Genomic DNA, 23,410 nt, shown 5'->3' with positions numbered 1-23,410 from the left:
TTCCATATGACAAAGATCCGTACAGCGGCCGTTATCGGCTCCGGTGTGATGGGCTCCGGCATTGCTGCCCATTTGGCGAATGTAGGCATTCCCGTGTTGTTGCTGGATATGGTTCCGCTTCAACTATTGCCGCAGGAAGCGGCGGCTGGCCTTTCTTTAGAACATCCGAGGGTACGCAACCGACTGGCAGTGAGCGCGATAGATAAGCTCATAAAGACGAATCCGGCACCGCTTTACCGTGAAGATTTCGCTGAGCGCATTACGCCAGGCAATCTGGAAGATGATTTAGCGAAGCTGAGCGGAGTCGACTGGATCATCGAAGTGATTGTTGAGAATTTGCAAGCCAAACAGCAGCTGTTAAGCCGGATAGAAGCGGTCTGGAAGCCTGGCACAATCGTCTCCTCGAATACCTCGGGAATATCGATCAATGCGATGGTTGAACAGTCAAGTACGGAGTTTAAAAAGCATTTCCTGGGCACTCATTTTTTTAATCCGCCACGTTATATGAAATTGCTAGAGGTTATACCTAATCAGCAGACCGATCCTGCTATTGTGGCGTTTATGTCAGATTTTTGTGAGAAGAACTTGGGCAAAGGCGTCGTCAAAGCCAAGGATACACCTAACTTTATTGGGAATCGGATAGGGACTTATGGGCTGCTCGTTACTTTGCGTGAGATGCTTGCAGGTGGTTATTCGGTGGAAGAAGTTGACGCTGTGACAGGTCCTGCAATGGGGCGGCCCAAAAGTGCAACTTTCCGTACACTCGATCTGGTGGGACTGGACACTTTTGTTCACGTGGCGGGCAATGTGTTTGACTTGGTTACGGACCCTGAAGAGAAGGCGATTTTTGATCCACCGGTTATTCTGAAAACGATGGTGGCGAATGGCTGGATTGGGGAGAAGACGGGCCAAGGGTTTTATAAAAAAGTGAAATCTGAGACAGGCAAAGAAATTCAAGCTTTAGATTTAAATACGTTGACGTACTCGGCTAGTCGGAAAATAAGTTCCGGTTCCTTGGAGGCTGCGAAGCAGGCCAAAGGGACGGCCGGCAAGCTCAAGGCTTTGCTGGGGGCTAAGGATCGCTATTCGATGCTGGCGTGGAACATTTTGAAACCCGTGCTGCTCTATTCGGCTGAGAAACTGGAAGAAATTGCGGACTCCATCGTGGAGATTGATAATGCGCTCAAATGGGGCTTTAACTGGGATTTGGGACCATTTGAGACCTGGGATGCGATCGGACTGAAACGCTCTGTAGAGCGAATGGAAGCCGAAGGCAGCGAGGTTCCGGAGTGGGTTAAAGCTTGGATTGCGGCTGGTCATGACAGCTTCTATGAGCATAAGGGAGGGCAGAGTTTTTACTATTTGAAAAATGAGTATCAGGGTGTTGAAGCCAGACCTGAACTTATTTCTTTGGCAGCGCTCAAGCAGCAAAATAAAGTGATCCGCTCCAACAGCGGCGCAAGCTTAATAGATATTGGCGACGGGGTCGCATGTCTGGAGTTTCATTCTCCCAATAATGCGATTGGCGCAGATATTCTGACGATGATTCAGCAAAGTGTTGAGGAAGTACGCAGCAATTATCGCGGCCTCGTTGTAGCGAATGAAGGCAAGAATTTCTGTGTTGGGGCTAATGTGATGCTGCTGTTGATGGAAGCGCAGGATGGCGAATGGGATGAAGTGGATGGCATCATTCGACTGTTCCAAAATTCCATGATGAAACTGAAAAGCTTGGATAAACCTGTAGTTGCGGCTCCTCACAAAATGACGCTCGGCGGAGGTGTAGAGGCTTGTATGCCAGCGGATCAAATCTTGTTCTCGGCGGAAACGTATTATGGGCTCGTCGAGGTAGGGGTTGGCTTAATTCCAGCCGGTGGCGGCTGCAAGGAACTGGCTCTCAGAGCGAGCCAAGCGGTTCGTGATCCTGAGGTTGATCTCCAGCCTTGGATCAATGCGATTTTTGAAACGGTGGCGATGGCGAAAGTGTCGACAAGCGGGCATGACACCAAACGGCTAGGCTATATGCGCGCTCCAGATACCGTTGTTGTGAATCCGGATCACCGAATTTATGAAGCGAAGCAAGCTGTACTTCGTCTTGATGCGGCTGGTTACATCCCGCAAGCCCAAGAGAAAATTCGCGTCGTGGGTGAAAATGGCAAAGCGGTGCTGCAAATAGCTGCGTACACGATGCGGCAAGGTGGATATATCAGTGAGCACGATCAATTGATCGCGAATAAGCTTGCTCATGTTCTGGCTGGCGGCAATGTACCGGCAGGCACGTTGGTTACAGAGCAATATATGCTGGATCTAGAACGTGAGGCATTCTTAAGCCTTTGCGGTGAAATAAAAACACAGCAGCGCATGCAATATATGCTCTCCAAAGGAAAAGCGCTTAGAAACTGATCACTCAACCACTATTCCAATTTGAGGTGAAAGCGATGAAGGAAGCCGTCATTGTATCGATTACGCGCACCGCTGTCGGACGCGCGAAGAAAGGCAGCTTCGCTCAGACGAGGGCGGAGGATCTAGGGAAAGCCGTACTGGAGGAAGCCGTTCGGCGGGTTCCCGGTCTCGACAAGGGGGATGTCGAAGATATAATCATCGGGTGCGCGATGCCCGAAGGCGAGCAAGGGCTGAACTTCGCCCGCACGATGTCTCTCTATGCGGGCTTTCCCGTGACCGTTCCGGCGATTACGGTCAATCGGTTCTGTTCCTCCGGGCTGCAGGCCATCGCTTATGCGGCGGAGCGCATTATGCTGGGCTACGCGGAGGTGATCGTCGCCGGAGGCGTAGAGAGCATGAGCCACGTCCCGATGACGGGCTTCAAGCTCTCGCCGCATCCGGGGCTTGTGGAGAGCATGCCCGAGGTGTACATGGGCATGGGGCACACTGCCGAAGAAGTCGCGCAGCGCTTCGGCATCTCGCGCGAAGCGCAGGATGGCTTCGCAGCGCGCAGCCATCAGAAAGCGGCGGCGGCGATCGCCGCTGGCAAGTTCGTGGATGAGATCGTGCCGGTCAGCACGAGCGTGAAGGGCATCGACGAACGCGGCAAAGCGTTCGAGCGGAAGTTCGTGTTCACCACGGATGAGGGCGTTCGCCCCGATACATCCGTGGAAGGGCTGAGCAAGCTGAAGCCTGCGTTCAGCTTGGGGGGTTCCGTGACGGCGGGCAACGCGTCACAGACGTCCGACGGCGCAGCGGCAGCCGTGCTGATGAGCCGCGAGCGCGCGGAAGCGCTCGGGTTGAAGCCGCTCGCGGCGTTCAGGGCTTTTGCGCTTTCCGGCGTGGAGCCGGAAATTATGGGGGTTGGCCCCGTGAAGGCCATTCCGAAGGCCTTGCACATGGCTGGCATCACGCAGGAACAAGTGAAGCTATTTGAAATTAACGAAGCATTCGCATCGCAATGCGTGCATATTATTCGCGAGTTAGGACTCGACGAAGAGATCGTCAATGTAAACGGAGGCGCCATCGCGCTTGGGCACCCGTTAGGTTGCACAGGGGCTAAGCTTTCTACTAGTTTGATCTATGAACTGCAGCGCCGGGGTGGCGGATTCGGCGTAGTCTCCATGTGCATTGGCGGCGGAATGGGGGCTGCTGGCGTATTCGAGGTTTATCCAGCTTGATTTTCGCCGAAACAGAGGAACCACGTTCCCTCTATCGTGGCAGCGGTAGCCACCCATGTTGATTAGCGGCAATAGAACGAACTGTCGCTATAAATTTACCCTTGTACAATTATTTCAAAGGAGAGATGACGCATGTCTGATAAAGTTGTAGGCGGTAGTTTCGTGATTGCAGATGCCGATTTTCAGTCGATTGTAACTCCCGAGGATTTTACGGAAGAGCATCGGATGATTGCTGAGACCACACGGGATTTTGTTGCAGGTGAGGTATTGCCTAATGATGAGCATCTGGAGAAGCTTGACTATGACTTGACGGTGAAACTGATGCGCAGCGCAGGTGAGCTTGGATTATTAGGTGCGGACGTGCCGGAAATCTACGGGGGACTTGGGCTTGATAAACTGAGTTCGACGGTGATCAGTGAGAACTTGGCTCGCGCGTCCTCTTTTGCCTTGTCCATTGGGGCGCATGTTGGCATTGGAACGCTGCCTATTGTCTTTTTTGGCACACCGGAGCAGAAGAAGAAGTATTTGCCGGATTTAGCGACGGGCGCTAAAATTGCGGCTTATTGCTTAACAGAACCCACCTCAGGTTCAGATGCTTTGGGTGCAAAAACGACGGCGCGTCTCTCTGATGACGGGAAATCCTACATGCTGAATGGGTCCAAATTGTATATTACCAATGCTGGTTTTGCAGACATTTTCATTGTTTATGCCAAAATCAATGGCACTGATTTCTCCGCTTTTATCGTGGAAAAAGGCGATCCAGGCTTCACGATGGGACCTGAAGAGAAGAAGATGGGGATCAAGGGATCGTCGACACGTCCGCTCTTTTTTGAAGATGTGCCTGTGCCTGTCGAGAACTTGCTGGGCGAGATCGGCAAAGGGCATCTGATTGCTTTTAACATTCTCAATATTGGTCGATACAAACTTGCTACCGGCTGTGTTGGAGCGGCCAAGGAAACGCTGGAATTGTCCGTGAAGTATGCCAATACCCGTCAACAGTTCAACACGCCGATCTCACGATTTCCGCTAATCGGTAAAAAGCTGGCTGAAATGAACGTTCAAACCTATATGCTGGAAAGTATGGTTTACCGAACCTCCGGTTTGTTTGATCATATTCTTCAAGATATTGATTATACGAGTCTGGAAGCGGGTAAAATTTCGGCCAAAGGAATTTCTGAATATGCGTTGGAATGTTCAATCAATAAGGTTTTTGCTTCTGAGGTATTGGATTTCGTGGCGGATGAAGGGGTTCAAATTCATGGCGGTTACGGGTTTATCCAAGAATATAAAGTAGAACGGATTTATCGTGATTCTCGCATAAACCGGATTTTCGAAGGGACGAATGAAATTAATCGACTGCTGATTCCTGGCACACTAGTGAAGAAAGCAATGAAAGGCGAGCTGCCTTTGCTGCAAAAGGCGCAAGAGCTCCAAGGTGAACTGCTTTCACTTGTACCAGGTCAAACCTTCGAGGGGACGTTGGCAGAAGAAATTCATCTGGTTGCGATGGCTAAGAAAGTGTTCCTGATGGTTGGCGGGCTGGCTGTGCAGAAGTACGGCATGGCTTTGGAGAAAAATCAGGAAGTGCTGAGCAATCTTGCGGATATGATGATTCAAATATTTGCCGCAGAAAGCGGTTTGCTGCGTACACAGAAGCTGATTGCCAAGTCAGGGGAAGACAAAGCAAAGAATGCGATTCAGATGACGACGATATTCGTTCATGAGGCATTCGACAAAATCGAGGCATATGCGAAGGAAGCGCTTAGTACGATGGAAGAAGGGGATGTGCTGAGGACGCAGCTATCTATTCTGAAGAAGCTTTCCAGGCGCAGCAGTGTGAATACGGTTGGTCTGAAACGGGACATCGCCGCACGTGTTATTCAGGGTGAGAAATTCATCGTATAGTCATCGATGTCAAGAACCTGAAGGGGATGGTTGTTGTATGAGTGGGGCAAAACCTTGGCTGCAGCATTACACAGAAGAAGTGTCGCCGACTTACAAGTATCCTAAACACAATTTGGCTAGGTTGTTAGTGGATTCCGCGGAGTTGTTTCCGAACCGGCCAGCCCTATATTTTATGGGGAAAACACTGATTTACCGGGAAGTTCTGGAAGCGTCCTATCGTTTTGCGAATGTGTTGAAAGGGTTAGGTGTGAATGCGGGAGATCGCGTGTCGATTATGCTGCCGAATTGTCCCTCGGCGATTATTGCCTACTTCGGAACGCTGATGATGGGCGGGATTGTTGTGATGACGAATCCGCTTTATGTAGAGAGAGAGCTGGTTCACCAGCTCTCCGATTCCGGGGCAACGGTCATCGTTACGCTCGATTTATTGTTTGAACGCGTGCAGAAAGCGAAAGGGAAAACGATGATTCGGCACGTGCTCGTTACGTCGATCAAGGATTATTTGCCTTTCCCCAAAAATCTCCTCTATCCGATTAAAATGAAGAAAGACGGCGCCAAGCTGGATGTCAGTTATAGTGAAGGCGTTTACAACTTTAAAAACCTGCTTCGCAAAGCATCGTCCGCTCCCGTTTGCGTGGATGTGGATGCTGATCAGGACATTGCTCTTCTGCAATATACGGGTGGCACGACCGGACTGTCCAAAGGTGTCATGTTGACGCATTCCAACTTGATCGCCAATACGTATCAAACGTGTCATTGGTGTTATCGCATTCGAATGGGGGAGGAAAGGTTTCTCGGTGCTATTCCTTGTTTTCATGTATTTGGGCTTACGGTGCTGCTGAATCAATCCATGCTGCGTGCTGGGATGCTGATACTTATCCCCAAATTCGATATCGATTTGATATTGGATACGATAAACAAGTTGAAACCGACGATTTTCCCCGGTGCTCCTACGATGTATATAGCTTTAATCAACCATAAACGGGTGAAAGAGGTCGATATTTCTTCCATCAATGTTTGTGTAAGCGGTTCAGCGCCACTTCCTCTGGAAATTCAAGAGAAGTTTGAGGAGCTTACTGGCGGCAGATTAATTGAAGGTTACGGACTCACAGAATCGTCCCCAGTCACGCATGCCAATCCTATTTGGGGATATCGGAAGATAGGTTCCATAGGGATTCCACTCCCGGATACAGAGGCGAAGGTTGTTGATGTGAATAGCGGTGAGGAGATGCCTATAGGTGAAATTGGAGAAATTCTCATCAAAGGCCCACAGGTCATGAAAGGTTATTGGCAAAGAGAACAAGAAACAACATTGACGATTCAAGACGGGTGGCTCTACACAGGAGATATGGGGAGGATGGATGAAGACGGTTTCTTCTCCATTGTAGATCGCAAGAAGGATCTGATTATTGCAGGTGGTTACAATATTTATCCGCGCGAGATCGAGGAAGTGCTGTTTGAGCACCCCGCTATCCAGGAAGCCGCGGTAGCAGGTGTGCCTGATGAGTATCGCGGTGAAACGGTGAAAGCTTTTGTCGTTTTGAAAGCTGGGATGTCGTTAACAGACAAGGAACTAGAGTTGTGGTGCAGGGAACGATTGGCCGCTTATAAAGTTCCTCGCAAAGTAGAGTTCCGACAATCGCTGCCCAAGACGATGATTGGCAAAGTGCTGCGGCGACAGCTCTTGGAAGAAGAAAAGAAGGATTGACTTCATGAGGTTGACTTGCGAACATGAGATGGGAAACCGATACTAGGAATGGAGGAAATCCGATGGATGAGTTCAAGGAGCAGATGAATCGAAGATTGCAGCAATTAGCGGCGGCAGCGGAGCCTACCTTTTGGGGGTTTCTTGGCTGTGAGTTCGTGAGTTTGGAAAATCAAGTTGTAACGATTGCATTGGATGCCAAAAGGCACCACTTGAATCCGATTGGCATCGTGCACGGTGGTGTGCTGTCTTCTCTGCTAGATAATGCTATGGGGATTGTTGTCATGATGGCGAGACCGGAAGAGAAGGTAGTAACGACTAATCTCAATGTCCACTTTGTTTCTCCGCTGTATGAAGGCCGGTTATTCGTGACCGCAGAACTTATTCATCAATCGCGCAAAATGCTGACGACGCAAGGTCGTGTCGTTGACCAACAGGGGAATTTGGGAACGATGGGGACGGGGACTTTCCGTGTGATTTGAGAGCGTACCCATGCAGAGAATTATTCGCAAAAGGACCGTCAGGGTCGTTTTCCTTGATGGTTTTTTTGACGTGCGGAGATAAGGGAACCTCGGCCGCTATTCTAGCCAAAATTGTCAATATAGAGAGGGTGGGGGAACTACAGTGCGCTATTTTGGAAAAAACAGTTATTATCGCGAGACAGAAGGAACTGTAGTGCGCTATTTCGCTATTATGATGGGAAATTCAGCGCTTTTCGTGGAAATAAGACCCTGTAGTTCCGCTACTACCCTAGCAGCCCTGCTTTTTCACTATAAAGCGTACCTGAGTTCCCTTTAATAGGACTCGATGCTTTTAAGAGGTCCTTTTCTCAGGGAAGCGAGGCTGTTTTTCTTGTTGGGCAGAGGGAACACCGCCTATCGACCTCCACCACTTTCTAACGATCTGTACCGTCTTTACGGACGAAAATACAGCGTGGGTTTGGATTTAATGAACTGTACTGTCCTTATGGACGAGAATACAGCATGGATATTGATCTAACGAACTAAAACGGCGTCATAGATTAGAAAATTGGTGGAATGATGAGATTTTAATCGAAGTAACGCTTTTAGAATTCGTTACGGCTGCGATTTGATGCTCTTTGATCAAATAAGGGTTAAGTAGTTCGGTAGGGACAAGCTTATAAAAGGTGGCTTGCCATAAGAAAATCATTATGACAAACTAACTTTATGTCATATAACATAACATTTAATTGACGGTTGGTCATAAAATTTTCATATTTACACTATTCATGTCATATATACTAACATAAATCCATTGACTGATCGGGTGTCGTCATCCTATAATCGTTAAAAAGGCATGAGGGGGAGTTACAATGCATCTTACCATTCGTGAGGCATTAGCTATATATCCATTAACGGAAGCGAAGCTGGTTGCAGGGAAGCAAGGAGAGTCCCGAATCGTGAAATCGGTTAATGTCATGGACGCTCCAGATATCGCGGATTGGACCAAATCTGGCGAGATGCTCTTCACGACGGCATTCGCTATGAAGGATAGTCCGCAGGAAACGGTTAACTTACTACGCAAATTGAACGATCGGGGAGCAGCAGGTTTAGGCATCAAACTGGGCAGATTTTGGACGGAACTGCCGCAGGTTGTTGTGGATGAAGCCGATCGGCTGCACTTTCCTATTATTGAAATGCCCTTTCAATTTACATTTTCAGATCAAATGAACGCGCTGTTCAATGCCGAATATAGAAGGAATACGAAATTATTGCAAACTGTACTTGAGAAACAAACCAAGCTGATGCAATTCGGTTTGAAACAGGATAACATGCTCTCCATGTTCCAGTTAATCAGTGGAATTCTAGGCTATCCAATGGCGGTAGTAGGGGCTAGAGGACAAATTCTGTATAATACTAGCAGTTGGAGCCCTGAACATCTAGCGCAAAACTGGCCGCTGAAGCGCAAGTCAGGCTGGGTGTACGCCGGCAAAGACCGCGCTTATCGCGTTGGTCTCCATCAACAGGAGGATGAGCTGTTAGGGCACTTATTGATTATGCCGGACACTGTCCTTCTAGCCAATGTAGAAGAGGGACTGTTTCAGCAAGCGGCTGATATTTTGACCTTTCATATGAGCTATACGTTCCGTTCACACGTTGAAGCATCTGCACAGCGTGATTTGCAGAATATGCTGATGCGCTATTTGGATAAGGGGACGCCGCTAGAGGAATTCATGGAGCAAGCAGAGGCTAGAGGGCTAACGCTCTTTACTGGTCCTTACCAATGTGTGATTAGCAAAAGTAAACCCGATCACGCGGAAGATCAATTGCAAAGCAAATTGAAAAAAATGAAAACGTACATGGAGTCGCATCCCAAATCGAACAATCTGCGAGGCAATCATTTTGTACTCAAGGATCGGCTGTTTTCCATTTATTCGGGTATCCAGTCAGAAGGGTTTCCCGAAGAAGAGCTGGCTCAACTGTTAACCAAGTATGCTGGCGATTCTGGATGCGTGGAAGAAGCAGGTGAAATGTCCTTCTACACTAGCTCTACGAAAGGGAAGCCGATAGCGCTCAGAGAGGCTTATCTCGAATGCATGGAGACGGAACGAATGGGCTCAAAGCTAGGTTTGCCGGATCGTATCCTGCATTATGAAACCATTGAATTTGCCCACCTTTTTCAGCATGTTTCCGCCAGTATGATGGAGGATTATTGTGCCAAAACCTTGCGACCTTTGTTGGAAAAAGATGCGGAGTACTCACAAGAGATGATTCGCACATTGGAAGTTTTCATTCGGAATGATGGTCAAGTGAGCGAGGCAGCCAAGCAATTATTCATACATCGCAATACAGTTACCTACCGGTTAGAAAAAATCAGCGATCTACTGCAAGTAGATTTCAAAAAGGTCAATGACTTATTGAAACTAAAAGCTGTCTTCTTATTCCGTCAATTCCTACATGTCAGACAATAAAATAGAAACCCTGAGCCGCTTTCTTGCAGCGCTCAGGGTTTTCTTTTTTCTAACGTAAAGATGGTGATTTCCGGGCGGCACAGCAGTCGAAATGGAAGGGTCGTTGTACCGATGCCGCGATTGGTATATACACGCATAGATGAATTGGGGACTTCTTGCAGCCCCATTACATAGTTTCTGCCACGAGGTGGAGTAATGACGGCACCTACGAAAGGCAAGCGTATCTGGCCGCCGTGCGTATGACCGGATAATTGCAGATCGATAGCATAGCTGCCGACTTGATCTGCGAAATCCGGACAATGGGAGAGCAGCAAGGTAAACATTTGGGCATTGTAGCCGGTTAACGTTTTCTTAATATCCGGCTTGCCTGTCAGCATATCCTCTACGCCAGCGATCTGAATGGATTGTCCTTTGTAGGTGAGGGTTTGAAAAGCATTTACAAGCGATTGAAACCCGCCGTCCTGGAGAATTGGCAAGGTTAGATTGGGGCCTTTCCATTTGTCGTGGTTGCCGAGCACGGACCATTTGCCAAGCGGAGCTTGCAGGCTGGTTAGAATTTCACTGGTTAAAGCAGCATCTTCAATGACATGCGTATCGAATAAATCGCCAGTAAAACAGAGAATATCCGCTTTTTCCTTGTTGATAAGGGCAACGATATGTTTGAGATTGTTGAGATCGAAGTGATGGCCGATGTGTAAATCGCTGAATTGCAAGAGTTTGAGCCCATGAAAGGCATTAGGTAGTCGATCAAAAGTAAGCGTCATCCGTTTGAATTCCAACCATTTGGGTTCAACATAACCGGAGTAACTGCCGACTAAACCGCAGGATGCCAGCAGGGAGCCTGCAAACACAGCGCCTTTCTTGAGAAAAGAGCGTCTTGAGATCGGGGGTGGTGAATGCATAAGTTCCTCCTGTCCGAATTGCAGGTTCATTTATGAAGATTATACCAGTTCACTAGCCGCTGACGCGAGTTCTGCGATTTGCATATCAGGCTGTGTTACTTTATAATCATTATTATCTATAAAAAATTATCGAATGAAATGGAGTTGTTCATATGTCTACATGGAAAGAATTGACGACTGTTGAAGAGTGGCAGGATATTCTAGAACGCTCCTCTGATAAACCGGCTGTAGTCCTGAAACACAGCACGACATGCCCGGTAAGCGCAAGCGCACTCGACGAGTATGAGCAATATTTGTCAGGTAAACCTAATGGCGAAGTGGATTACTATTTGGTGAAAGTGATTGAATCCCGTCCCGTCTCGAACCAAATTGCTGAGGATCTTGGCATCAAGCATGCCTCTCCGCAAATTCTTTATTTCAAAGATAAAGAATCCGTATGGAATACATCCCATTGGTCAGTTACGAACAAACATATTACCGCTGTTTTAGACTAATCGTCTTCCTGTTGGTGAGAAGCTCTGGAAACTGCCTAGGCGTGACTAGGTAGAATATCAGGGCTTTTTTTTGTGTGTTGGAAGAATTGAACAATGTTTAAAAAGGATTGGCAAGCCGCGGATCCTCCTATATACTTATCTGGGTTATGAACTGCAGGTAATCAACTTCAAGGAGCTCTACAACATGAATGCTATGAATAAAACCAAAGTGCCGATTCCCGTTTTTTTGTTTATCGGTATTGTTGCGATCTCGTTTTCTGCCATTTTCGTGCGCTGGTCAGAAGCGCCAGCTGCTGTTATCGCGATGTATCGGCTGCTGATGACGAACGTGCTGATGCTTCCTTTTCTATGGAACTACCGTGTAGAAATTGCCAAGGTTCGTTGGAGGGATTGGCTGAAAACAGCAATATCCGGCATAGCGCTGGGGCTGCATTTTCTATTCTGGATGGATTCCCTGCGCTTCACAACGGTCGCTAGTTCGACCGCTATTTTAACGTTAGAACCCATTTTTGTTCTGCTTGGGGCCTTTTTGCTGTATGGGCAGCGGACAAGCCGTCATGCATTAATTGCGATGTGCGTTGCGATTGTAGGCGCTGTTTGTATCGGATGGGGAGACTTTCAGTTTTCTGGTATCGCGCTCAAAGGGGATATGTTGTCGTTGATCGGTACGCTTGCGGTAGCACTGCACATGCTATTAGGCAAAAGCATAAGAGAACATATGTCTGCGTTTGTTTACAGCTTTTTCGTTTTCTTATTCGCAGGGCTAGTTCTTGCCGTTACCAATGTGTATAGCGGAGTATCTTTCACGGACTATGCGCCCAAAGAATGGGGGATATTCCTGCTGTTAGCCATTGTTCCTACTGTATTCGGACATTATGTGTTCAATTGGCTTCTGAAATATATGAAGGCATCTTCTGTCTCAATGACTGTTTTGGGGGAGCCGCTTGGCGCGTCCATCCTGGCTTATTTCATACTTGGCGAAACGATTACTACTGTGCAACTGCTTGCGGGCTGTTTATTATTAGTTGGTGTCGGGATGTTTCTGCGCAGCAATGAAAAGAAGTAATTGTTTAAGCCACATAGGCTTGAGTAGAATACTCAAGCTCATGTGGCTTTTGTTTCACCAAGCTATTTGTTCGCGGAAGCGAATTCCGCTTTGATTTTTTGCAGCAACTCTGGGGTGCTGAGCACTTCATAAGCGGTGTTAGCCAGCGCTTTGGCCGCGAAAATCATCGCATTGAGCGCAGGTTCTTGCAACGCTAGATCACGGAACTCCTTCGTGTGGAGCAAGTGCTTCTCATTGACCACTTTCACAAAGGGGTGGATGGTCGGGCATTGGGTGGATACATTACCGAGATCCAGGGAGCCGTGATCCTTGCCGACTTCGATAGCTTGCGGTTCAATGCCCATCGCCAGCAATTGATCATTAAACACCTCGGATAAGGTTTCATTGGTTTGGAGTTCATCATACGAGTATTCATAGAATGAGCTCTTGAGCGTACAGCCGGTTTGCAATGCAGCGCCTTCTGCGCAATGCAGAACTTTCTGCACCAGTTCGTTCGTGTATGCACGCGAGGCGGAACGGACGTAGAATTGGGCAACAGCATAGTCCGGGATGATATTAGGAGCTTTGCCGCCCTCGCTGATAATGCCGTGAATACGAGCATCGGATTTGGTTTGCTGACGCAGTGCGTTAACGCTATTGAATAGCTGCAACACCGCATCCAACGCGTTAATTCCCTCATACGGCTGAGCGGCGGCATGCGCGGAACGTCCGAAGAATTCGTACTGTATCGCATCCATGGCGAGGGATTCCCCCGATTTCTCATACGTATAATAAGGATGCGCCATAAGCGCAATGTCGACATCCTTGAAAAGCCCGGCAGCTGCCATCGGAACTTTGGCTCCTTTGGTCTCCTCGGCAGGTGTGCCATAGACACGGATACTGCCTCCTGTTTCGGCAAGGACCGATTTGAGTCCAATCGCTGCGCCGATACTCATCATACAGATCAAGTGATGGCCGCAAGCATGACCCAAGTCAGGCAAGGCATCATATTCAGCTAAAAAGGCAACGACAGGGCCGGCTTTGCCTGAATCGTAGGTGGCTAGGAAGGAGGTCGGAATATCCAGGATACCTCGCTCGATGTGAAAACCATGATGGTCAAGTTCCTCCGTTAAGCGGGCTGATGCTAGGAATTCTTCATGCCCGAGTTCCGGATTTGCTCCAATAAAACTGGAAACAGCTTTGAAGCGATCAGCGTTATGGTCAATGGTTTGTGCAATAGCAGATTTCATCTAGATGTGCTCCTTTATTGAAAGGTACTTAACTCCATTGTAGTATAAAGAAGCATAAACTACCACTTTGCCACCGGCTGGGTTACAATGGGTGAGCCAATTTGGACTTGCAGTCAGCTGGTTTTCTTTGAAACCATTCAGGGGGAATAAGAGATGATGAAATATGGAGAAGAACATGTAGAACACCGCTTTGCGCTTTCTTTTACGGAGTCGGAGTTGAGAGGCCAGTGGAAAGACGTTTTCCTGGGCATTCATTTGCTTGAGGGCGAGACATGGCCAGAGGATCTGATCGATCCATCCGTTCTCGTTATTTGTAATTTGCAAGGGGAAATTGTGCAAATCGTGCTTCATGACGAAGGCTGTGACTGTGAATTTCAATTCACTTACTCCGAAAAGGCACAAATCGAAACGTATGTCCAACAGGATGTAACCGTTTAAAAAAACTTGTCAAAGACTAGTGAGAGTGTCCCTTCCCAAACTGGGCGCTGACGCATATACTATGGTACGTCTGGCTTTAGGGAGAGGGTAGGAATGGTAAAGACGATCATCAATTATTTGGCATTTGGCGATTCACTAACTGTGGGATTCGGAGCACCGGAAGGTCTTGGGTTCGTATCAATCTATCGGCAGAAGGTAGAGAGATTACTGGACGTTCCTGTTCACTTGCATCACGCTGGCAAGATCGGAGCCACGACCACCGAGCTGCTTGAGGCACTGGGGTCCAACCCAACTATTCAGAAGGACGTTCAGGAAGCGGATATTATAACGATTACGGCAGGCGGGAATGATCTGATTCAAGCCGCTATTCCGTTTTTTTATCAGAACGACCCCATGCTGTTGAAGACAGCTCTGCAAACGTATGAAGCCAACTATAAGAAATTATTGGGTCAAATCGAAGCACTGCGTCAAGGCATCGTGACACCTTGCTATATCGCATTAATAGGGCTATACAACCCATTGCCTCAGATTCCTGATGCTGCTTATTGGGTGCAGCGGTTTAATTTATTTTTGCGTAAACTAGAGCAGCCGCATGTTCGCATCGTGCAAGTGTATGATGCCTTCGTGGGGCAAGACGGGACCTATTTATCTGAGGATGCTATTCATCCTAATGAACATGGGTATGATGCGCTGGCGCAGCAGGTTGAGAAAGCCTTTTCTCTAGACCAACTGCAGCAGCTAATCGTCTAATTACGATGCGATGACATACCCAAAGACGGAGAAGAAGTGACAGGCGCTACCAGCTAACACGAACACATGCCAGATTGCATGATGATAAGGGATGCGCCGCCATACATAGAAGATTGAACCAAACGTATACAACAGTCCGCCGATGACCAGCCATACAATTCCGCCAAACGGCAGATGGACGTATAAAGGCTTAAAGGCAAGCACAATCAGCCATCCCATGAGAATGTAGCAAAGCGTTGAAACGAGGATGAATCGTTTCACATAAAAAATTTTCAGCACAATGCCAACTAGCGCCAAGCCCCAAATGATGCCAAAAAAGGACCAGCCAAGAGGGCCCCTCAGCGTTACGAGGAGATAGGGCGTATAACTGCCGGCGATTAGCAAATAAATGGCTGAATGGTCAAATATCTCGAAAAGATCTTTCCATCGAGGTTGCGTAATGCTATGCAGCAAGGTGGAGCATGTGTATAAGGTGACTAGTGCTGTTCCGAAAATGCTAAAGCTTACAATATGCCATACATTGCCATGTAGACAGGCTTGTAGGATAAGCATGACTAGGGCTACGATGCTTAACAAAACCCCTACACCATGACTGATGGCGTTAGCGCGCTCTTCTTGGATGGAGTATTCCATGTTATTCCTTCTTTCTGCAAGCAATTTCTTATTACCTTATAGATTGGACGTCGCAACAATGCTTTATCCTTCATTTTGGAGGATTGAATTTTCCGGTAATTAAGTAATGAATAGATAAGGTGGTTGAAACCTAATTGACTCGAGTACGTATATGTACAGATAGCACATGTGATTTAAGCGATGAACTGCTGCAAAGCTACGAAATTGTGAGCGTGCCTCTTTATGTTATTTTTGGTGACCAATCCTATCAGGATGGGGTTTCGATTAAAGCTGATAGATTGTATAAACTTGTAGACCAAACGGGAAAGCTGCCCAAAACGGCAGCGCCTTCACCGGCTGATTTTGTACGAGCTTTTGCGCCAATTATTGGCAGCGGTGATGAGATTGTGTATATCGGACTTTCCTCGGAGCTTTCCTCCACGGTTCAAAATGCAGCTATTGCAGCTGCCAATTATCCCGATGGAAAAGTAACCGTGATCGATTCTAGGAATCTATCAACGGGAATCGGTCTGCTAGCATTGAAAGCGGCTCAAGCCGCTAGAGATGGCCAAAGCAGTAAGGAAATCACGGAAATGGTTATGTCCTTAACCGCCAAAATCGAAGTGGAATTCATTATCGATACGTTAGAATATTTGCATAAAGGCGGAAGGTGTTCAAGTGTTCAGCATTTTTTGGGAAGTCTGCTGAAAATCAGGCCTATCGTGAAAGTGATTGACGGAGCCATGACCTTGACGGATAAAGTAAGGGGCAAACGAGAGAAAGCGCTAGATCAGCTTTTGAATAATGCATTGAAGCACAAAGACAACATGAACACGGATTTCCTGTTCGTTACACATTCGTCGGCAGCGGATGAAGCGGCTTACGTCAAACAACAGATTGAACAACATACAAGGGTGAAGCAAGTATTTATTACGGATACAGGCTGTGTGGTATCGAGTCATTGCGGCCCGCGTACAGTTGGCATTGTATTCGCCAAAAACTAAGAAATGAGTGGACACATCATGACGACAATCAAGATTATCACTGACAGCAGTTGCGACCTCCCAAGAATGATCATAGAGGAGCACGGGATTAATGTCGTTCCACTATCTGTGCACTTTGGAGAGGAGTGCATGTCCCCGCAGATGGAACTCTGCGACTTTTATGCAAGAATGAAGGTAGAGAGTGTCTTGCCTAAGACATCAAGCCCATCTCCGCTTCATTTCTTTGCCAATTATGAGACAGCCGATGTTGGTCAGGATATTCTTGTTATTAGTCTTTCTTCTGCGCTTAGCAGCACGTATCATCATGCGCTTATGGGCAAGGAGCTTTTGCTGGAAGCAGGCTATAAAGGCCAGATTGAAGTGATCGATTCAAGAACGGCTTCGCTGGGCTTAGGTGTCTTGGTGTACAAAGCGGCTAAAATGGCAGAAGCGCACGTCCCTTTTGCAGAAATTGTCGAAAAAATTAAATGTTCTATTGCAACATCCGGCACTTATTTCTTTTTGGATACATTGGAAAATGTCATTAAAGGCGGAAGACTAGATCGTGTTCGCGGGGCTGTAGCCTCTGTTTTGAACATTAAACTGCTCATGAAAGCTAGCGAGGAAGGCTCTGTTGAAATCATCGAGAAGATTCGTGGCACCCAGCAGGCGCTGAAGCGTATGATCTCCAAAGTAGGCGAATCTGTTCACGATTTCGAGAAAGATGTGATTGCTGTTGCTCATAGCAATTGCGAGGAGCGGGCGCGTGAAGTGTTAGGCCAACTGCTAGAGAAATATCCGTTCCGCACGGTGCTGTTCTCAAACATGGGAACTGTGATCGGTACCTACGCGGGCGAAGGTGGCGTGTTGATCGCTTATTAAAAGAAGCAAAAAGAGCAGCTGCTCAAAGGAATTAGATCCTTTGGCAGCTGCTTTTTGCGTTATGGATAGACAACAGGTGAATAGACGGGTGTAGGATAAGGATCGATCAGGACAGGAGTTGCACTCCATCCTGAATTGCCAGGTCCTTGAACAATGGTAAAGCCATTGGCATTGCCAAAATAGCTGCCTCTGCCCAGGCCCGTGGCTGTCACGTTGTTGAAGGTGACGGAGCCTCCGTTAGCTCTATTCTCAATCGCGTAAGTGCCAGTTCCGATAATTTGATCTCGATTGAAAGTAATATTGCTAATGTTTGAGCCAATAAAGTGAATCGCTTCATAATTGCTGTCGATGATTTTGTTGTCTTCCACAAGAATGGTTCCATTCAAAGGCTGATCCAGCGCGAAGAACCAGAGCGCGCCTGTGCCAAAATTCCAACCATTGTAGTAGTCTCTGGAACCGCTCCGAATGATGGTGTTGCGCGATATGTGGGTGATGCCGCTGACAGGCGTAACCGGAGAGAAGCGATTTCCGACATGAATGCCGCCGCCTTCTGCCTGCTGATCAGCAACATAATTGTCGGTGACATCATTGTTGGTACCGCCATATAAGGCGATGCCATTAGCGAGAACGGGCAACTCTACACGATTGAATGTGAAAGCGTTGTTCGCATTAGGGATGGCGTTGCCGCTTGAATCGCTCCACATGGCCAGAGCGTCATCGCCTGTATTGCGGAAGATGGATTGGGTAACAGATGAGTTCGTCACACCTTTGTGGAAATTAATTCCATCCGCATTCTGATTGCGAATGCGTACGCCGCTGATTTTCAAATTATCGAACGGTCCGTCCAGCCACATCCCGCACTTGGTATGCTCGATCCAAAGATTGCTGATCGTGGAATTCGTTAAAGCTCCGCCGATGCCATTAATTTGATCATTGTCAATCCGCGTCATGACTTCACCGAAAATAGCAAAATCGGAGAGATGGACGTTCGTGCTCGGATTCGGCGCATAGTTGCCATAGAAGCCTTCACTATTCCCAGTTGAACTTGTGAAATGGAATTTAGTGTACCAGATACCTGCCCCGCGAATCGTTACGTTGTTAACAAGAATTTGCGTGTTGATGGTATAGATGCCAGGCGGCACCCATAGAACCTTGCCTTGGGCGGAAGCGGTGTTTACCGCATTTTGTGTTGCGGCCGTTGCATCGACAGCGCCTGTAGGATCTGCGCCAAAATCTGCTGTTAAGGATAAGGAGCCGGCTGGTTGAGTCGCTGCTGGTGCAACTTGTTCGAAATCCATCAAGTCAATCGTATACGATCCGGCATTGTTGCCAGAGTCCACTTGAACTTTGACTTTGGTTCCTGGTGTCATTTGGCTGACCAACCGGTTCACTTCATCATAGAAATGATGGGGGCGTACATCGACAGGATTGTTATTAAACGGATAACCGCCGTAGATCCAGCCATATTTGGACGTAAGCGTTAAATCGGATTGTTTCACGCCATTGATGTATAAGGCAAGTGGTGCTGTAATGCCCGTGCCGGCTGCGTTGTCAGGGATGCTGTAACGCATCACGATTGAATTCGCATTTTGGGGGACTGTGAATTCTACATATTGTCCTTGAGCGCTTAGCGTTACTGCTTTGCGTCCCGATGCTTCGCCAGCCAAGCTAGGATAGGAGCGATCAGGTCCGATGATGGTGCCATTGGTGACTGCATCTTCGGCTTGAACTTCTGCGTATGGCAGCGCAGGCCCCGCGGTGGAAACTCCAATGGCAGTATTGAAAGTATTATTCGTTTCTTTTACCTCAGCTATGGTATTAGCCGGGTCGACGGTTGCTGTGACCGGTGTTGATCCATTCACAGCCGTCCAAGATCCTGATAAGCTGACAGTACCCACAGCTCCTGCTGCAAGTCCGCCGGATAAGCTGCCGTTCAGCGTGGTTGAACCAATGACTGCGCGAGCGGCAATAGCGCCATTCGCTGGATCGGCCCCTTGGTTTTTCACGGTTACTGTGAAACTTACCGCATTGCCAGGCTGCGGATTGCTTGGCGACCAGCTCACATTTTGCACAATTAGATCAGGTCCTGGCAGTGGGGCAATCGTTAAAGATTTGGCATAGGAATTATTGTTTTCATTCCATTCATTGATCGTGTTATCTGGATCGACAACAGCAACGATGGTGTACGACCCCGAAGAGGATGGCCAAGGGCTTGATGCCGCTATTGTCGTTTTCCCATTGATGGCGATACTCGTCGAAGCTGTGCCGCTGGCAATTTCATTGCCATTTATACGGAATGAAACTTTGTGTGGCACGTTGGCGGTAGCGGCTGTACCCGAATTCGTTACTTCTGCTTGAAAAGTCACATTCGCCCCCTCTGTAAGGGTGCCGCTTGGCGTCCAGCCTATATTCGTTACCGTGAGATCCGGTTTCTGAGCGCTGGAAGCGCTAACGGTAATTTGATCCAGGTTAATATTGGCCCCGTCTCCTGCATCATATTTGTAGGCGATCGTATTGCTGCCAGCCGTTACATACACGGTTTCCGTTTTGGTCAGCCAAGTATCCCAACTGCTAGTTGTAGGCAGGGTACTCTGTGTAATCTTCGTGCCATTGACATACAGCGATATGCTGGAGGCGGCAAATCCATTGCCGTAACGCAGGGCTACATCCATATAGCCGGCTGAGGCTGCGTTCACGTTGAAGGTGGTGGCTGCGCCTTGTGTCCAATAGCCCTCAACAAACCCTGTCCCAAGGTAACCGGTATGATTCGTCGTAACGGCTGCGCTGCCGCTTAATACTGCGTTTTCTGCTTGATAAATGGTTGATGTGCCAGGAGATGGCGTTGGTGTAGGTGTGGGCGTAGGAGTTACCGCGTCACCGTACACTTCAAATTCAGCGAGTTGGGCGGCTGGCCAGGCGGTATTGGCCGTGAAATTGAGTTTGACATATCGAACACTCGCAGCGTTAAACACGATTGTCACAGTGTTGGCACTACTGACATCAAATGTATACGTTTGCGATGCTTTTAATGTGGAATAAGTCACATCATCGGCGCTTCCCAAGAGGGAGATCGTTTGATTGCGACTCCCCCAGCTTGCGGGCAGCCTGAGGGTCACTTGGTTGACCGAGGCTGCGCTGCCTAAATCAACGCGAAGCCACTGAGGGAAAGCATTATTGGCGCTTTCCCAATACGTTGAAGGATTTCCGTCATTCGTGTTGCCTGCCGCATACGTTTGATTATAGCTGCTGGCACTCATAACCTTGCCCGCCGCCAGATTCGTAGCAGCGGCAGTGAAGCTCGCATAGAGCGGCAGTATGGCTAGAACTAGAATGACCATACAAAACCATTTGGCTGTTTTGTTCGAACTCATAAAACGTTTTCCACTCAACATTCATTCCTCCTCAAATTATCCATATCGAACTTCTTAACTCGAGAACCAACCAGTCAGCCAAATCACCTCCTCTCAATCAGTAAAACTAAGGGATTAATTCCAGTAATTATTTAATTGTAGGGGCCATACATCATGAACTCAATGCACGGTACTACGCATTCGGTGTGTTTTATTACGGTATATGAAACCAGATTAAGTGCAGAAAAACGAAACAAGCTGACGCCGGATAAGTTCCGGCGTCAGCTTGTTATTAGTAATGAGGTGAATCCATATCTGCTTTGTCTGAGCGTAGACACCAGAAGACTAGGCAGGAGCCTGCGTCGTAACGATCTCCTGGTCTTCAATAGATACGAGTGGGGAGAGCTCGCCTGGAGCCATCAACCAAAGTTCGTGCAGGGCCCGCGTACAGCCGACGTATAGCAGCTTGGCATCCATCAAGGTCGTTTCGTAGTGCCCAGCCGTAACATCCATCAGCAGAACGGCATCGAATTCCAATCCCTTGGTGAGATAGATAGGGAGGACGGATATGCCGCCGCGATAGACACGCTGTTTGGAAGTAATGAGATTCGTTTCGATACCGGCTTCGGTCAAAGCCTCATGCAGCTCCAACGCGTGCTTCTCGGTACGGGCAACAACAGCTATGGTACTTGAGCTGCCTTGTTTCAGTGTAGCAATCGCACGTTGAAGCAGCGGTAGTCGACCTTTGAGATCCGTCTGCAAGACATGAACCTTGTTGCCGCTGCGGAAAACCGGTACGGCAAGGAGCGGATTTTCAACGCCGCGCTGCAGGACAGTATTGGCAAATTGGATAATTTCCATCGTAGAACGATAGCTGCGTTCTAGTTCGAAATATGCGGTTGCATCTTCCGAAAATAAACTGGCAAACTCCTTCCAGTCGGAAATGCCTTGATAGGCATGAATCCCTTGTGATAAATCGCCAAGGATTGTAAAGGAGCTATTTCTAGTATAACTATCAAGCACGGCAACCTGGAAAGGTGAGAAGTCCTGTGCTTCGTCAATGACAACATGGTCAAATAACCGATCAGAGGGGATGCCGTACAAGCGTGTATGGATATAAAGGAGTGGAGCAAGATCTTCCAACTGCACTTCTTTTTTCTTGAAGTTTTTGAGGGATGCGGTGATAATCGACGCTGGTATCTGCGCTAGCAAATCAGCGGGAAGGCTATCTGGACGGCCCTTGTCTGAAAACAACACTTTATAGAAGGTAAAGGCAGAATGCTCAGGCCAACTCGTCAAATAGGTACGCAGCTTTTGACTTGATTTCTTTTTGAGTTCTTTCTTCTTGCTTTGCTCCCAAATCTTATCAAGCTGCATGTCCATCCACCGTTTGATACGGGCAACGACCCGTTCACGTCGTTTGACAAGCGGATAGTGTTTGTTTTCAACAAAAAACCACTCGCGAATAGAGGCAATCGGCAGCTTGGCACCGTCCCAAGGGCTGAAATCCGCCGTAGGCACGTAAGAAGCTTCGAATTTGGTCAGACAATCATCCAAGTATATCTTGAATGCCATAGATCCTTTGAATCTGCCGGGCGCATGGTCGTCAACTGGGGGCCTCTTGCTTCCTAAGGAGAACCAAGTTTGCAGGGTTAATGCCTGATCAGCCATCGTGACTTCGTGATCCAGCACATCAAGCGCCCAATCCGTGAAAGTGCTTTGTTGAATATTTCCCACACCCAATTCCGGCAGTACACCGGAAATATAATCAAGAAACATGGAGTTTGGCGCAAAAATAATCATCCGCTCCGCGCGCACTTGTTCCCGGTATTGATAAAGGAGGAAGGCAAGGCGATGAAGGGCAACGGTTGTTTTACCGCTTCCGGCAACTCCTTGAATGATTAATGCCGTATTTTTGGCGGCACGTATAATACGATCTTGCTCTGCTTGAATCGTGGAAACGATATCACGCAGCTTGTTATCTTTATTTTCACCCAATCGATAAAGCAGGAACTCATCACCAACAGATAGAGAGTCCTCTGTGCGATCATACGTGTCCACGACCCGCTGCAAAATTTGTTTGCGAACAACGAGGTTTCGTTTCAAATAAACGAGGCCTTCAATGAGGCCATCCGGGGAATCATACGATGCGGCATCGAGTCCGCCAGTAAATGAATAGAATAGGCTTGCCACGGGCGCACGCCAATCGATGACGAGCAGTTGACCATTGCGTTCGTCTTCGACGCCGGATTTGCCAATGTAGAGTGGATTGGCCTCAGCCATGCCGTTCTCCTGGAAATCAAGACGGCCGAAATACGGTTCGTCTATCGCCTTCGTCAAATTGTGGCGGCCATTCTCCCGAGCGACCTCCAAAGCTTGTTCCGTTAAATCCGGTCCATAATAAACAGGCGTGCTTCGAAGCCGTGCAAGTTGTTTATCAATTTCGGTATTCGTTTGCTCAAGACGCTGCAATTCTTCTTGATAGGCACTTTGAGTCTTTGTGTCCAAGATCAGTTACCTCCTAAGATCAGATGTTGTTTAT

17 protein-coding genes are annotated in these 23,410 nt (G+C 48.0%); 12 read left to right on the top strand and 5 right to left on the bottom strand.

Annotated features, from left to right (window positions below):
• Positions 1-6 precede the first annotated feature (6 nt).
• From IEY34_RS18410 to IEY34_RS18385, 6 genes are all read left to right on the top strand, one after another.
• Positions 7-2,400, top strand: coding sequence for a 3-hydroxyacyl-CoA dehydrogenase/enoyl-CoA hydratase family protein (locus IEY34_RS18410; protein ID WP_189013823.1), 2,394 nt, complete (start codon positions 7-9; stop codon positions 2,398-2,400).
• Positions 2,401-2,435: 35 nt separating this feature from the next.
• Positions 2,436-3,620, top strand: a complete 1,185-nt coding sequence (locus IEY34_RS18405; RefSeq protein WP_189013821.1) for an acetyl-CoA C-acyltransferase — start codon at positions 2,436-2,438, stop codon at positions 3,618-3,620.
• A 132-nt stretch (positions 3,621-3,752) separates the two neighbouring features.
• Complete coding sequence (locus IEY34_RS18400; protein WP_189013819.1) at positions 3,753-5,525, top strand: acyl-CoA dehydrogenase FadE; 1,773 nt, start codon at positions 3,753-3,755, stop codon at positions 5,523-5,525.
• Between the two features lie 37 nt (positions 5,526-5,562).
• Complete coding sequence (locus IEY34_RS18395) at positions 5,563-7,233, top strand: long-chain-fatty-acid--CoA ligase (RefSeq protein WP_189013817.1); 1,671 nt, start codon at positions 5,563-5,565, stop codon at positions 7,231-7,233.
• 62 nt (positions 7,234-7,295) lie between these two features.
• Positions 7,296-7,712, top strand: coding sequence for a PaaI family thioesterase (locus tag IEY34_RS18390; RefSeq protein WP_229757714.1), 417 nt, complete (start codon positions 7,296-7,298; stop codon positions 7,710-7,712).
• Positions 7,713-8,563: 851 nt separating this feature from the next.
• The gene (locus tag IEY34_RS18385) at positions 8,564-10,162 is read left to right on the top strand and encodes a PucR family transcriptional regulator (RefSeq protein WP_189013816.1); all 1,599 of its coding nucleotides are present in this window, start codon (positions 8,564-8,566) and stop codon (positions 10,160-10,162) included.
• A 32-nt stretch (positions 10,163-10,194) separates the two neighbouring features.
• Here the strand turns inward: IEY34_RS18385 and IEY34_RS18380 are convergent, their stop codons facing one another.
• Positions 10,195-11,064 carry a metallophosphoesterase gene (locus tag IEY34_RS18380; protein WP_189013814.1) on the bottom strand — a complete coding sequence of 290 codons (870 nt, stop codon included), beginning with the start codon at positions 11,062-11,064 and terminating at the stop codon, positions 10,195-10,197.
• Positions 11,065-11,216: 152 nt separating this feature from the next.
• Here IEY34_RS18380 and ytxJ point away from each other — a divergent pair, with 152 nt between their 5' ends.
• Positions 11,217-11,558: a bacillithiol system redox-active protein YtxJ gene (ytxJ, locus tag IEY34_RS18375; RefSeq protein ID WP_189013811.1), complete on the top strand. Its 342-nt coding sequence runs from the start codon at positions 11,217-11,219 to the stop codon at positions 11,556-11,558.
• A gap of 184 nt (positions 11,559-11,742) precedes the next feature.
• Positions 11,743-12,624: a DMT family transporter gene (locus tag IEY34_RS18370; protein ID WP_189013810.1), complete on the top strand. Its 882-nt coding sequence runs from the start codon at positions 11,743-11,745 to the stop codon at positions 12,622-12,624.
• Positions 12,625-12,686: 62 nt separating this feature from the next.
• Here the strand turns inward: IEY34_RS18370 and IEY34_RS18365 are convergent, their stop codons facing one another.
• Positions 12,687-13,853, bottom strand: a complete 1,167-nt coding sequence (locus tag IEY34_RS18365; protein ID WP_189013808.1) for a M20 family metallopeptidase — start codon at positions 13,851-13,853, stop codon at positions 12,687-12,689.
• Positions 13,854-14,006: 153 nt separating this feature from the next.
• Here IEY34_RS18365 and IEY34_RS18360 point away from each other — a divergent pair, with 153 nt between their 5' ends.
• Both IEY34_RS18360 and IEY34_RS18355 read left to right on the top strand, forming a co-directional pair.
• On the top strand, positions 14,007-14,291 hold the full coding sequence (locus IEY34_RS18360) for a hypothetical protein (RefSeq protein WP_189013806.1): 285 nt from the start codon (positions 14,007-14,009) through the stop codon (positions 14,289-14,291).
• 93 nt (positions 14,292-14,384) lie between these two features.
• The gene (locus IEY34_RS18355) at positions 14,385-15,041 is read left to right on the top strand and encodes a GDSL-type esterase/lipase family protein (RefSeq protein ID WP_189013804.1); all 657 of its coding nucleotides are present in this window, start codon (positions 14,385-14,387) and stop codon (positions 15,039-15,041) included.
• On the opposite strand, the gene trhA is transcribed toward IEY34_RS18355, so the two are convergent.
• The gene (gene trhA / locus IEY34_RS18350) at positions 15,042-15,674 is read right to left on the bottom strand and encodes a PAQR family membrane homeostasis protein TrhA (RefSeq protein WP_189013802.1); all 633 of its coding nucleotides are present in this window, start codon (positions 15,672-15,674) and stop codon (positions 15,042-15,044) included.
• Positions 15,675-15,808: 134 nt separating this feature from the next.
• On the opposite strand from trhA, the gene IEY34_RS18345 reads away from it, so the two are divergent.
• A complete protein-coding gene (locus IEY34_RS18345; RefSeq protein ID WP_189013793.1) occupies positions 15,809-16,657 on the top strand; it encodes a DegV family protein in 849 nt (282 codons plus the stop codon).
• A gap of 18 nt (positions 16,658-16,675) precedes the next feature.
• A complete protein-coding gene (locus IEY34_RS18340) occupies positions 16,676-17,518 on the top strand; it encodes a DegV family protein (RefSeq protein ID WP_189013791.1) in 843 nt (280 codons plus the stop codon).
• Between the two features lie 59 nt (positions 17,519-17,577).
• On the opposite strand, the gene IEY34_RS18335 is transcribed toward IEY34_RS18340, so the two are convergent.
• Together IEY34_RS18335 and IEY34_RS18330 are read right to left on the bottom strand one after the other, a co-directional pair.
• Complete coding sequence (locus IEY34_RS18335; RefSeq protein WP_189013789.1) at positions 17,578-20,910, bottom strand: CARDB domain-containing protein; 3,333 nt, start codon at positions 20,908-20,910, stop codon at positions 17,578-17,580.
• Between the two features lie 303 nt (positions 20,911-21,213).
• On the bottom strand, positions 21,214-23,376 hold the full coding sequence (locus tag IEY34_RS18330; protein WP_189013788.1) for a HelD family protein: 2,163 nt from the start codon (positions 23,374-23,376) through the stop codon (positions 21,214-21,216).
• Positions 23,377-23,410 lie beyond the last annotated feature (34 nt).

Origin of the sequence: Paenibacillus marchantiophytorum (assembly GCF_014640555.1) — a bacterium.
Lineage (GTDB): Bacteria > Bacillota > Bacilli > Paenibacillales > NBRC-103111 > Paenibacillus_E > Paenibacillus_E marchantiophytorum.
The sequence above is the reverse complement of the archived record's forward strand: the minus strand, read 5'-3'. Positions and strand labels throughout refer to the sequence as shown.